Here is a 12,722-nt window from a genome sequence, read left to right as displayed (position 1 = left end):
AATCTGTTAAAATAAAGGGAGAAAATATTCGAATTTTGTCAGGAAGACAGGTGCTTTGACGAATGACTCTTCATTATTTGGATGTCATGTTAATGGACAGCGTATATAAATTGAACGGCGAACGCTCCATAAGTGCTGTCTACCATCTTTTTAAAGGAAAAAAATCATCACAAACCATACAGGATGCCAGTTTATTTCAGCTTTCAAAGTACTTCGGCTGTTACCCGGGGTTTACGAGGGAGCAGCTGAATCGCTCTACTATAAAACTTGACGAAGAGCACTACATCAAAAAAACGGGGGAGACATTCACTGTTACAGATGCAGGACAGCGTATGCTAAACCAGTACTTTTTAGAAAAACCGATGCCCGTTTATTTTCATGGTGCAAAATATCATGATAAAGCAAAGGTGCTATGGATGAGGCTCTCGTTACTTGTGCAAGTGCTTTCTCACCATATGGCTGGATCGTATCAATATGTCCCAATACAAAGAGATGTATCCGTACAAAGCTGGACGAAATCCTTCTTAAAACAGCATCACGAGAAGAATAAACTTTCAGAAGAGCTGCATCATGAACTAGAAACGCTCCTTAGCCGTATAAGTAATCAAGAGGCGCTGATTTTTGTTTATTCATTGACGTCAAATGAAAGAATCGGGCGTACGTATCAGCAAATGGCAGAGTGGCTAAAAGAAGATGTGTGGTATGTGTACCTGCTTTTTTGGAATGTCCTCCATTATTTTATTCATGCTGCCCAAAAAGGTGAGACGCAGCTCATGCAAAAGCTCGTAGGTGACCTTGAATTCAAACGCGTGCTAACAACCTCTACTCACAAAACGCTCGAACTTGTGCAAAAAGGCTTTGATATTGATCAGATTGCGCATATTCGTTCATTAAAAAAGGCAACGATCGAAGACCATATTGTCGAGCTTTCCATACATGAACCGAGCTTCTCAATAGAGTCGTATGTGAGCGAAGAAGAGCAGCAGGCCATTCATGCAGTAGCCAGAGAGCTTCAAACAAATAAAATGAAGCTGATTAAGGAAAAACTCGAACATTCATTTACTTATTTTCAAATACGATTGGCTCTGACAAGGATGGTGAAAGCAAATGGATAAGCTTCATCAGACGCTCATGCGATATTTTGGTTACGATTCATTTAAAACAGGTCAAGAGGACATTATTCAAAGTGTACTGAATCAAAAAGATACGGTTGCCATGCTGCCTACTGGCGGCGGGAAATCCATCTGCTATCAAATTCCCGGCTATATGTCAGATGGGTTAGTTCTCATTATTTCGCCGCTGTTATCGCTTATGGAGGATCAAGTCGAACGAATGAAAATGCGCGGAGAAAAACGAGTGGCGGCGCTGAACAGCACATTGTCTTTTCAGGAGAGACGGCATATCATTCGGCATTTGCCATCATATAAGTTTTTATTTGTCGCGCCTGAGGCATTAATGTCAGAGGTGCTGCTAGAACAGCTCAAATCGATGCATATTGGTCTGTTCGTCGTCGATGAAGCCCATTGTATATCCGAATGGGGGCATGATTTCCGTCCGGAATATTCAAAGCTGGGAGAATGGAGAGAAGCGTTAGGTCATCCTGTCGCCTTAGCACTGACGGCAACTGCAACAAAACAAACACTTAAAGATACCGTGCAAACGTTAAGATTGCAGCATCCGGATTTTCATATTCATTCTGTCAACCGGCCAAACATCGCTTTAGTTAAAGAAGCGCACGAAACGAAAGAAGCAAAAGAAAAACGGGCTATTGAGCTTGTGGAATTCCTGCAAGGCCCCGGTCTGATTTATTGCCCGACCCGGCAAATGACAGAAGATATGGCGCTTTTTATGAAACAAAAAACCCATCAGCGTGTAGAGTATTACCATGGCGGAATGGATGCAGGAGACCGCATGCTGATTCAGCAGCAATTTATCAGCGGACAGCTTGATCTCATTTGTTGTACAAGTGCTTTTGGAATGGGAATTGATAAAGCAGATATACGATTTGTTATTCATATGAGCCCGCCGCAGTCAATTGAAGCATTTATGCAGGAAATTGGAAGAGCAGGACGGGACGGGAAAAACAGTGTGAGCATTCTTTTATATACAGAAGAGGATGCGGACATTCAACAGCATTTAATACAAGCCGAGGGCTTTGATGATCCAGAAATTGATTTTTTCTTAGCTAGACTGACACAAACGCAGACAAATGATGAAAAAAAATTACGTGAACAATTGATGGAATCAGGGCTTCAGGAGACACGGGCAAGAATGCTGATCCACTATTACAGGATGTATCAGTCTGAACAGCCGCGTGTGCTCCTGATGAAACTGAAAGAGAAATTGCAGGACAGACAAACAGAAAAATTGAGAAAAGTGTGGCAATTTAAGGAGCGGATCACAGATCATAGCTGCTTTAGACAATCTCTGTTATCATACTTTTACGAACAGCTTGATCAAACGGAGGCCGCATCCTCTGGCAATTGCTGCTCTTCTTGCGGACTTGACCTGTCTCATTATGAAAAAAAAGAACAACCATTGGAGCTGAATGAAATGAAACACTGGAAGACCGTGCTGGATCGTATGTTTCATCTGACAAAAGAGGCGCAGCATTGATCGAACAACATCGCCGAATCATTGAAAAATTAACCGATCGACAAGTCGTAGAACAGCTGTATTTTACGCAGCTGCTGATGCTGGTTATTTCTTTTTTACTAGGGATATTTATGTTCGATCATTGGACAGATTTCACATCCCTGTGGGAGATCCATGATGTGCGGATACTGACTTATGGAATTGGCGGCGCTGTGCTTGTAATCATTGTTGATGCAATTGTCATGAAGGTGTTTCCTGCTCATATGTATGATGATGGCGGATTAAATGAAAAAATGTTCAAAAACCGCAGCATCCCGCATATTGTTTGGTTAACACTGCTCATCGCCTTTTCAGAGGAAATTCTATTCCGAGGGATCGTCCAGCAGCAATTTGGATTGGAGATTGCTAGTATCGTGTTTGCGCTCCTTCACTTTCGCTACTTATCAAAAATACTCTTGTTTATCCTTGTGGTTTCCATTAGTATTTTTTTAGGACTTTTATACGAGTGGACGGGGAATTTATTTGTTCCTGTCATGACCCATTTTGTCATTGACTTAGTCTTTGCTTGTCAAATTCGTTTGAAATATAGGGGGAGGGATGAACATGGAAGAAATGTCGAGAATGAAGAGAAAGAAGGAGCAGCTGACAAACATCCATGACGATGATGTTGAGAAGATTTTTGAAGAAGAAGTACAGCCTTCAGATGACTCTCACTTTCCTACACGAGAAGATTTTCATGAATATAAAAAGCAGCGCACGAAAAAGGTTCGCAATCCATTGTTTACAACACTGGCTATTATCTTTCCTATTATCGTCGTCACGGTGTTCTTCCTTTTGATCTACTACACGTCAAAGGAAATTAACCATAATAATAATCAAGATGTATATAATATTGATTCTACATCAAGTGCTGACACAGACCCAGTCCCGTCAGCACTTGCCGAAACGAAAAATGACTCAAGCGCTGATAAAGCAGATGCGTCTGATGATGAGAAGCAAAAGAAAGATGAAGAAAAACAGCGATCGAAAGAAAAAGCTGAACAGAAGAAAAAAGAAAAAGCTGCTAAAGAGAAAGAAGAGCGTGAACAAGCAGCGAAAGAAAAAGAGCGGGAGCGAGCTGAAGCTGCCAAAAAGCGTGAACAGCAGCAGCTAGCCCTGCAAAAGCAACAGGAAGAGAAAAAACGAAAAGAAGCTGAAGAGAAAAAGAAGCAGGAAGAAAAGCCAGTTCGTGTCGTGCAGCACACTGTTGGTCCAGAGGAAAACCTGTATCGAATTTCAATGAAGTATTACAAAAACCGTTCGGGTGAAGAGAAGATTAGAGCCTATAATCATTTGAAAGGTAACAGCGTGTACAGTGGTCAAGTGCTGAATATTCCACTAGAAAACTAATCACCTGACATGAATGAAGAAGCACGCACATACATATGTAGAAAAAAGGGACAGGGTGTATGTGATGACATTGCACGCAATCAGCCGATATATGGATCAGCCAACACAGAAGATGATGGAAACATTGATCAAAAGAAAGCATAAATATGAGGGTTTTGCCAAGCAGTGCAAAAGGTGGCAATGGACAGCCCTTCTATCGCTGGCCATTCTTTTGTTTTATTTTGTGATCACGGCAGATGCGGGAGGCGGCTCGCTTCAGCCGGAAGCCATGATTGCCACACTGCTTGGTCATGAAGTATTTCTGTTTTGGATCATGGCTGAGGTCTTTGCTTTTTATGCCTCTTATTACTATAAGAAAAAAGAAGAAAAGGCTGAAGATGAATATCATCGGCTTCGATGTGAAATTATACAAAAGAGCACAGACTTATGGCCGCAATCAAATCAGTGGAAAGAGCGCGAGGCGGTTTTTCACTATATGCAGAAGCAATATGACATTAATCTCTATTATGAAAGTAAATAAATGAGAAAAAAAGACGTTTAACAGTTGAAACGTCTTTTTTCATTCAAGCGTCTTATGAAAGAAAGATATGTAAGGGAGCCATTTGTGATGAAATATGCCATCGGATTTACTGCCGCCATTGCGGCTGTTACAACAGGTGTGTGTGTAACGGCAAAAATGGTGAAAACGGCAAAACAAAACAACATCAAAAAGCATTACTTTACAATAGAAGCACTTCAATCAGACCGGCCTGCTGTCATTTTCTTTATTTCTGATACACACAGACGTCTCATAAGTGACACTTTATTAGCAGAAATCAGACAGGAAGAGCCAGATGTGATTATGATTGGCGGAGATTTAGCAGAAAAAGGTGTGCCCTACGCAAGGATTGAAGAAAATGTGAAACGTTTATCAAGAATTGCGCCGGTTTATTTTGTTTGGGGAAATAATGATCATGAGCTGCACCAGCAAAGGTTGAAAGAGATTCTTCATGCATACGATGTCACGACTTTGCAAAATGAAACGGCTGTATGGAATTTCGAAGGCCAGCGAATTAAAATCGGAGGAATTGATGATATTCGGCTTGAAAAAGCAGATTATGAAGCGATACGGCCAGAGTTTGTGAAAGAAGATGTCAATATTCTCTTATCACACAATCCAGATGTACATCATTTGATGAGTGAAGAAGAGGGAATCGATCTTGTCCTAAGCGGTCATACGCATGGGGGACAGATCCGAATTGGGAAATTTGGACCGTATGAAAAAGGAAGAACAGGCCAGGTCAAAGGTGCGTTCTTTCTCATTAGTAATGGCTACGGTACAACAAAAATTCCCTTGCGTCTCGGAGCAGAACCAGAAACCCATCTGATCTATTTAATGCCTCTAAAAACGCGTTAACTTGCGGAACCCTCAATATTTTCCATAAAAGTCACCGTAAGCATAGCTTCATGCTTGTCTTCCGTCTTGACACAGTGTAAACTGAATACAAAATTAAGAACCTATGACTCATCATCTCATATACTACAGTATGATGTGTGTTTAGAAGAGGCAGGAGGGAACGTTATGCGACTGGAGCGTCTGAATTATAATAAAATCAAAATTTTTCTCACACTAGATGACCTGACAGACCGAGGTCTTACGAAAGAAGACCTTTGGAAAGATTCGTTCAAAGTCCATCAACTGTTTAAAGACATGATGAACGAGGCGAATCAGGAGCTCGGTTTTGAAGCGAATGGACCGATTGCTGTTGAAGTATTTTCTCTTCAGGCGCAGGGGATGGTCGTCATTGTCACAAAGAGTCAGCTGGAAGATGCTGATGATGAGTTTGATGAAGATTACATTGAGATGCAAGTCAAGCTCGACGAGAGCAAGCATGTGCTCTATCAATTTGCCTCGTTTGAAGATGTGATTCAACTGTCCCATAGTTTAAGTCGTATTGGACTTTTAGGGGGTACAGTTTACCATTATGAAGGTCAATATTATCTCAGCCTAGATGATGTTGGAGAACTATCTGCTGATACAGTCATTTCAATTTTAGCAGAGTTTGGTTCACCTACGACACTCACCATTCACCGGCTAAAAGAGTATGGAAAAGTGATCATGCAAGAAGATGCTGTGAAAACGATTCAAATGTATTTTTAATCACTTTTTTCTATTATATTTAATACTGTTGTGATGAAACAACAGTATTTTTTTATATCCTTTTTTATATTTATAAACGCTGATATTTTATTTTGATAAAAAACGCTTTTTACCTTTGCTTTACCAGTACGAAGGTGTATACTATTGCTTGAAAGGGAGCAGTAGATCATGAAAGATTTCTAGGGGGTTTATTTTAATGGCAGCCGATCAAAACGCCGCTCATAACGCAGAAGATAAGCTAGATGTTTTAAAGTCAACTCAAACCGTCATACATAAAGCGCTAGACAAATTAGGGTATCCGCAGGAAGTGTATGAATTGCTGAAGGAGCCAATTCGTCTATTAACGGTCAAAATTCCAGTACGTATGGATGATGGATCTGTGAAAATCTTCACTGGTTACCGCGCACAGCACAATGATGCTGTCGGTCCAACAAAAGGCGGAATTCGTTTCCACCCGAACGTTACGGAAAAAGAAGTAAAAGCGCTTTCAATTTGGATGAGTTTAAAATGTGGAATTGTGGATCTTCCTTATGGCGGAGGAAAAGGCGGTATTATCTGTGATCCAAGAGAAATGTCATTCAGAGAGCTTGAAAAACTTAGCCGCGGCTATGTTCGTGCCATCAGTCAAATTGTTGGACCAACAAAAGATGTTCCAGCACCAGACGTGTTTACGAACTCTCAAATTATGGCATGGATGATGGATGAATATTCTAGAATTGATGAGTTTAACTCGCCAGGATTTATTACAGGAAAACCAATTGTTCTTGGAGGATCACACGGACGTGATACTGCAACAGCAAAAGGTGTGACGATCTGCATCAAAGAAGCGGCGAAGAAAAAAGGAATTGACATTAACGGGGCTCGTGTTGTCGTACAGGGATTCGGAAATGCAGGAAGCTACTTAGCTAAATTCATGTATGATGCTGGAGCGAAAATCGTAGGGATTTCAGATGCGTACGGCGGATTATACGATGAAGATGGTCTAGATATTGACTACTTGCTTGACCGACGTGACAGCTTTGGAACCGTCACTAAATTATTTAACGATACAATTACAAACCAAGAGCTGCTTGAGCTAGATTGTGATATCCTAGTACCTGCAGCCATTGAAAACCAAATCACAGAAGATAATGCGGCAAACATTAAAGCCAAAATTGTCGTTGAAGCAGCAAATGGTCCAACGACACTGGAAGGAACCAAAATTCTTTCAGATCGTGGTGTACTACTTGTTCCAGACGTACTTGCGAGTGCGGGTGGTGTAACTGTTTCTTACTTTGAATGGGTTCAGAATAACCAAGGGTTCTACTGGACTGAAGAAGAAGTTGAAACTCGTTTAGAAGATATGATGGTGAAATCATTTAATAATATTTATGAAATGGCGCAAAACCGCCGGATTGATATGCGTCTTGCTGCATATATGGTCGGTGTACGTAAAATGGCTGAAGCTTCTCGATTCAGAGGCTGGATTTAAGCGGCTGATTTGCATCGCGCCTTAAAATCTCCTATCCTTAAATAGGAGATTTTTTTATGGAATGGAACAAAGAATCAAACAGCCCAGCAGTTGTTATTGCAGTGAAATGACAGGAGTGGAACAAATGAAACAAGAAAAAGCGATCATAATAGGAGGCGGCCCATGCGGGCTATCAGCTGCCATCGCATTCAAGCAAATTGGGATTGATGCACTTGTGATTGAAAAGGGGAATGTCGTGAACAGTATTTATCATTACCCAACACATCAAACCTTTTTTAGTACAAGTGAAAAGCTTGAAATCGGTGATGTCGCTTTTATTACTGAAAATCGTAAGCCCGTTCGTATTCAGGCACTTTCCTATTACCGAGAGGTCGTCAGACGAAAAAACCTGCGTGTGCATGCTTTTGAAAAAGTGAACGCCGTGACGAAACAAGATGGCCGTTTTACAGTGAGTACATCAAAAGACGACTATTCATGTGATTACGTCGTCATTGCGACTGGCTACTATGATCATCCAAACTATATGAACGTCAAAGGAGAAGACCTTCCCCACGTGTATCACTACTTTAAAGAAGGACATCCATATTTTGATAAAGATGTGACGGTGATCGGCGGGAAGAACTCCAGCGTGGATGCTGCACTAGAACTTGTGAAATGCGGAAGCAGAGTCACTGTGCTTTATAGAGGAACAGAATATTCATCCAGCATCAAACCTTGGATTTTACCAGAGTTTGAAGCGCTTGTCCGTAATGGAACGATTCGCATGGAGTTTGGCGCGCAGGTGAAAGAAATCACAGAAGAAGATGTGATCTTTACAAACCAGCAAAATCAAACGGATCGAGTGAAAAGTGACTATGTATTTGCCATGACTGGTTATCATCCAGATCATTCTTTCTTAGAAAAAATGGGTGTCACGATAGATCAAGAATCAGGCCGTCCAGCATTTGATGAACAAACGATGGAAACGAATGTTGAAGGTATTTTCATTGCAGGAGTCATTGCTGCTGGAAATAATGCAAATGAAATTTTCATCGAAAATGGAAGATTTCATGGCGGACTCATTGCAGAAGAAATCAACAAAAGAATCAACGGATAAAAAAAGAACTGGATCCTTCAAAAGGGGTTCGGTTCTTTTTTATATAAATTGGGATTATATAGAAAGTTATTTTTAGAAAAATGGGCCCGAGTCATATAAAAAAAGGGTAAATCATGGTACGATAATGAAGGATAATGTAGGGAAAGAGGTCTGGTTATGATCGCAATCATCTCAGCAGGTTTAGCTCCCGGCATCGCACTTTTAAGTTATTTTTATTTGAAAGATCAGTACGACAATGAGCCGGTTCATATGGTCATCAGATCTTTTATGCTAGGTGTCATACTTGTGTTTCCAACCATGTTTATTCAATATGTCCTTCAAGAGGAAAATATCGCAACAAACCCTATCTTGATTTCATTTGTGACGTCGGGCTTTTTAGAGGAATCATTAAAATGGTTTATTTTAATGGTCAGCGTTTATGCGCATGCTCAGTTTGACGAACATTATGACGGGATTGTGTATGGAACGAGTGTCTCACTTGGTTTTGCAACACTTGAAAATATTCTTTACTTAGTCGGTCATGGGGTCGAATATGCGTTTACCCGTGCTTTATTACCTGTATCAAGTCACGCATTATTTGGTGTTGTGATGGGATTTTATATCGGAAAAGCCCGCTTCTCTGATAAAAAAGAACAGCGCAAATGGCTGATCCTTTCTTTAACGCTCCCTGTGCTGTTTCACGGCCTGTATGATTTCATTCTATTAGGGATGAAAAACTGGGGATATATCATGGTGCCGTTCATGATTTTTTTATGGTGGTTTGGTTTAAGGAAAGCAAAAAAAGCCCGTGCGGTAAAAATGGTGCAAATTTAATTTTTGAAAACGTCCTATTTGTTGATAGGGCGTTTTTTTGTCTTTTCCATCCAATTCTCTCCTGTGTTGAATGTATAAAAATAGGGATCGGAAGAAACATATATTCAAACATCAAAAGTACAGGAGGATCAAATATGGATAAAGCTCGTTTCATAAAACAAATCGTTCTTATCTTCTCAATCGTTCTTCTTGCGTCTTCACTTTTGACAGAGAGTAAAAGTGAAGCCTTCACCAGCCAAGTCATCCAGCGGGGCGCAACAGGAGAAGATGTAGTCGAACTGCAAGCGCGGCTCCAATACAATGGTTTTTACAATGGCAAAATTGATGGCGTCTATGGCTGGGGGACGTACTGGGCCGTTCGTAACTTTCAAAGCCAATTTGGCATCAAGAAGGTCGATGGACTTGTAGGCGAGAAAACAAAAAGCTTATTGGTTCAAAAGACGAAATACTACAAAGAATTTGTTCAAAAGCAGCTGCAGCAAGGGAACCAGTTTACCCATTATGGCGGAAAGCCTCTTGATCAGCAAACAAAGGCTCCGAAAAGAAGCTCGCAAAAGAAGACAGCCCAAGGTACAAAAGAAAATCAAAAAAGTCAAAGTGGATCATCTGGGAAGTCTGGCAATCAGTCAGGCAGCCAGCAGGGGAATCAAACACCGAAACAAACAGCAGCCAACATGCCTGGTGGATTTTCTAGTAATGACATTCAGCTCTTGTCACAAGCTGTTTACAGTGAAGCAAGAGGTGAGCCGTATGAAGGACAGGTGGCCATCGCGGCCGTCATCTTAAACCGTTTGAACAATCCGACCTTTCCAAATACGATCGCAGGGGTCATTTTTGAACCGCTAGCATTTACCGCAGTTGCAGATGGGCAATTTTATATGACGCCAGATGAAACGGCAAAAAAGGCTGTGTTTGATGCAATCAATGGCTGGGACCCATCTGAGAGCGCCATTTATTACTTTAATCCTGATACAGCAACAAGTCCATGGATTTGGGGAAGACCACAAATTAAACGAATCGGGAAACATATATTCTGCGAATAAAAAGAGGTGTAAATAAATGATCAGAGGAATATTGATTGCTATTTTAGGAATTGCTGTCATCTCAACAGGTTACTGGGGCTATAAAGAACATCAAGAAAAAGACGCCGTGCTGCTTCATGCTGAGAACAATTACCAAAGAGCCTTCCACGATTTAACGTATCAGGTGGATCAGCTGCATGACAAACTGGGCGCAACACTTGCGATGAACAGCCAAACATCCATCTCACCAGCACTTGCAGATGTATGGAGAATGTCATCAGAAGCGCATAACAATGTCAGCCAGCTCCCGCTCACATTGATGCCTTTTAATAAAACGGAAGAATTCCTGGCGAATGTCGGAGACTTTAGCTACAAATCATCAGTCAAAACTTTATCAGACGAACCATTAAATAAAGATACACACAAAACCATTACAGCCCTTTATAATCAAGCATCAGATATCCAAAACGAACTTAGACAAGTGCAGCACCTCGTCCTTAATAAAAACTTAAAATGGATGGATGTTGAAATGGCGCTGGCTGACGGCGATCGAAAGAACGACAACACCATCATTGACGGGCTGAAAACAGTCGAGAGAAATGCAGATGCGTTTGCAGATGTCGATCTTGGGCCTACAAATGTGTCGACAGAAAAAGAAACACAAGGCTACAATCATCTAAAAGGCGATAAGATTTCAAAAAAAGAAGCGATCCGCATTGCACAGCAATTCACACCTGACCATAATCAACATTTTAAAGTGAGAAAAAGCGGCAGCAAAACCAATCGTGACGTGTATAGCTTATCGATGTCTGATCCAGACAGCCATGCTAACTTTTATTTAGACTTAACTGAAAAAGGAGGGCACCCAGTCTACCTTCTTCAGAATCGTGACGTGAAAAAACAAAAAATCAGTTTGAATGCTGCATCAGAAAAAGCACTCAGCTTTTTAAAGAAGCACGGATTTGACACAGAATCGTTCCATTTAGATGAAAGTGCACAATTTGATAATATCGGTGTATTTACCTATGTGCCTCTTCAAAAAAATGTATTGCTTTATCCAGATAGTATACGCATGAAAGTCGCATTGGATGATGGCGAGGTTGTTGGGTTTTCAGCGAAGGACTACTTAACGAATCATAAAACTCGAGACATCAAAGCACCGAAAATCTCTCAAAAAGAAGCACAGAAAACATTGAATCAGCATGTAAAGATCGAAGATACTCATTTGGCGATTGTGCAAAATGATATGTCAGAGGAAGTTCTGTGCTATGAGTTCCTCGGAACGATAAAAAACGATACGTACCGCATGTTCATTAATGCAGATACTGGAAAAGAAGAACGGATAGATAAACTGAAAAACGCAGAACCTATATATAAAGACCTATAGAAAAGGAAGCGAGGAAAAGGCTAATAAGTCTTTTCCTTTTGTTTTAGACATGGTTTAATATAGGAGAGGATACGATTTCACAGATGAAAAGAGTGATGAGGAATGTTACAAATAGGGGATGCAATCACAATTGAATATGTCAATGAGAACAAAGAAGTGAAAACAGCAAAATCGAAGGTTTTGGAAAATAATAACGATGATATTTGCATTAATTATCCAGCAGATAAAGAAACGGGCCGCACCATCTACTTAAATCAGCAAACAGAAATCACCGTCTTCTTTTTTGACGAAAATCAAATTCCATACAAATGTACAAGCGAAGTCATCGGAAAAAGAAAAGAAGATATTCCGATGATTGTTATTTCCATTCCGCCAAAAGAAAAAATGATCCGGCTTCAGCGAAGAGAATATTTGAGAGTGGATACGATGATCAAAGCCACCATCATGCAAACGGACGAAGAGCCCTTTGACACGTTTATTGTGAATATAAGTGCTGGCGGCGTGGCGATTGCTGTTCCTGAGGGCGTGTCATTGAAAGATTATGGAGAAGTGGCCACAGAGTTTGAACTTCCCTTAAAAGAGCCTGTGAAAATTAAAGCGGTTGCAGAGATGAATCGAGTATATCAAGATGAACAGTCTGGCAAAACAAGAGCGATCATGGAGTTTTCAGAGATCACAAATGACCACCAGCAGCACATTATGAAATACTGCTTCCAGCAGCAGCTTTTAACACGTGTGAAAAAAGCATAAGAATAAAGGGTGTAAAAAGCTTCCATACTAGAGAGGAAAGAATCTAGCGTGGAGGCTTT

At 40.7% G+C, this 12,722-nt stretch carries 13 protein-coding genes; all 13 read left to right on the top strand.

Annotated elements, in window-relative coordinates:
* The first annotated feature begins 62 nt into the window (after window positions 1–62).
* The 13 genes from AMR95_RS07265 (at window position 63) to AMR95_RS07205 (ending at window position 12,663) form a co-directional block, all read left to right on the top strand.
* The gene (locus AMR95_RS07265) at window positions 63–1,115 is read left to right on the top strand and encodes a helix-turn-helix domain-containing protein (protein ID WP_058837969.1); all 1,053 of its coding nucleotides are present in this window, start codon (window positions 63–65) and stop codon (window positions 1,113–1,115) included.
* The gene (locus AMR95_RS07260) at window positions 1,108–2,616 is read left to right on the top strand and encodes a RecQ family ATP-dependent DNA helicase (protein ID WP_058837968.1); all 1,509 of its coding nucleotides are present in this window, start codon (window positions 1,108–1,110) and stop codon (window positions 2,614–2,616) included. The genes AMR95_RS07265 and AMR95_RS07260 overlap by 8 nt, the downstream gene beginning before the upstream one ends.
* Entirely contained in the window at window positions 2,613–3,254 is a 642-nt protein-coding gene (locus AMR95_RS07255) for a CPBP family intramembrane glutamic endopeptidase (RefSeq protein WP_039179606.1), read from the top strand. The genes AMR95_RS07260 and AMR95_RS07255 overlap by 4 nt, the downstream gene beginning before the upstream one ends.
* Window positions 3,199–3,984 (top strand): LysM peptidoglycan-binding domain-containing protein, encoded by a 786-nt coding sequence (locus AMR95_RS07250; protein WP_039179605.1) that lies wholly within the window; start codon window positions 3,199–3,201, stop codon window positions 3,982–3,984. Before AMR95_RS07255 ends, AMR95_RS07250 begins: the two co-directional genes overlap by 56 nt.
* A 64-nt stretch (window positions 3,985–4,048) precedes the next feature.
* Window positions 4,049–4,504, top strand: coding sequence for a DUF2663 family protein (locus AMR95_RS07245; RefSeq protein WP_039179604.1), 456 nt, complete (start codon window positions 4,049–4,051; stop codon window positions 4,502–4,504).
* Window positions 4,505–4,591: 87 nt separating this feature from the next.
* Window positions 4,592–5,380, top strand: coding sequence for a metallophosphoesterase (locus AMR95_RS07240; RefSeq protein ID WP_058837967.1), 789 nt, complete (start codon window positions 4,592–4,594; stop codon window positions 5,378–5,380).
* 165 nt (window positions 5,381–5,545) lie between these two features.
* Window positions 5,546–6,124 carry a genetic competence negative regulator gene (locus AMR95_RS07235; protein ID WP_058837966.1) on the top strand — a complete coding sequence of 193 codons (579 nt, stop codon included), beginning with the start codon at window positions 5,546–5,548 and terminating at the stop codon, window positions 6,122–6,124.
* A gap of 196 nt (window positions 6,125–6,320) precedes the next feature.
* The gene (locus AMR95_RS07230) at window positions 6,321–7,595 is read left to right on the top strand and encodes a Glu/Leu/Phe/Val family dehydrogenase (RefSeq protein WP_007500982.1); all 1,275 of its coding nucleotides are present in this window, start codon (window positions 6,321–6,323) and stop codon (window positions 7,593–7,595) included.
* A 124-nt stretch (window positions 7,596–7,719) separates the two neighbouring features.
* Window positions 7,720–8,691 carry a YpdA family putative bacillithiol disulfide reductase gene (locus AMR95_RS07225; RefSeq protein ID WP_039179598.1) on the top strand — a complete coding sequence of 324 codons (972 nt, stop codon included), beginning with the start codon at window positions 7,720–7,722 and terminating at the stop codon, window positions 8,689–8,691.
* Between the two features lie 156 nt (window positions 8,692–8,847).
* On the top strand, window positions 8,848–9,504 hold the full coding sequence (prsW, locus tag AMR95_RS07220) for a glutamic-type intramembrane protease PrsW (RefSeq protein ID WP_024422824.1): 657 nt from the start codon (window positions 8,848–8,850) through the stop codon (window positions 9,502–9,504).
* Between the two features lie 134 nt (window positions 9,505–9,638).
* Window positions 9,639–10,547 carry a spore cortex-lytic enzyme gene (gene sleB, locus AMR95_RS07215; protein WP_058837965.1) on the top strand — a complete coding sequence of 303 codons (909 nt, stop codon included), beginning with the start codon at window positions 9,639–9,641 and terminating at the stop codon, window positions 10,545–10,547.
* Between the two features lie 16 nt (window positions 10,548–10,563).
* The gene (ypeB, locus tag AMR95_RS07210) at window positions 10,564–11,913 is read left to right on the top strand and encodes a germination protein YpeB (protein ID WP_058837964.1); all 1,350 of its coding nucleotides are present in this window, start codon (window positions 10,564–10,566) and stop codon (window positions 11,911–11,913) included.
* A gap of 102 nt (window positions 11,914–12,015) precedes the next feature.
* Window positions 12,016–12,663: a flagellar brake protein gene (locus AMR95_RS07205; RefSeq protein WP_058837963.1), complete on the top strand. Its 648-nt coding sequence runs from the start codon at window positions 12,016–12,018 to the stop codon at window positions 12,661–12,663.
* Window positions 12,664–12,722 lie beyond the last annotated feature (59 nt).

This window comes from Bacillus sp. G1(2015b) (genome assembly GCF_001482475.1).
Taxonomy (GTDB): Bacteria; Bacillota; Bacilli; order Bacillales; family Bacillaceae; genus Bacillus; species Bacillus safensis.
The sequence above is the reverse complement of the archived record's forward strand: the minus strand, read 5'-3'. Positions and strand labels throughout refer to the sequence as shown.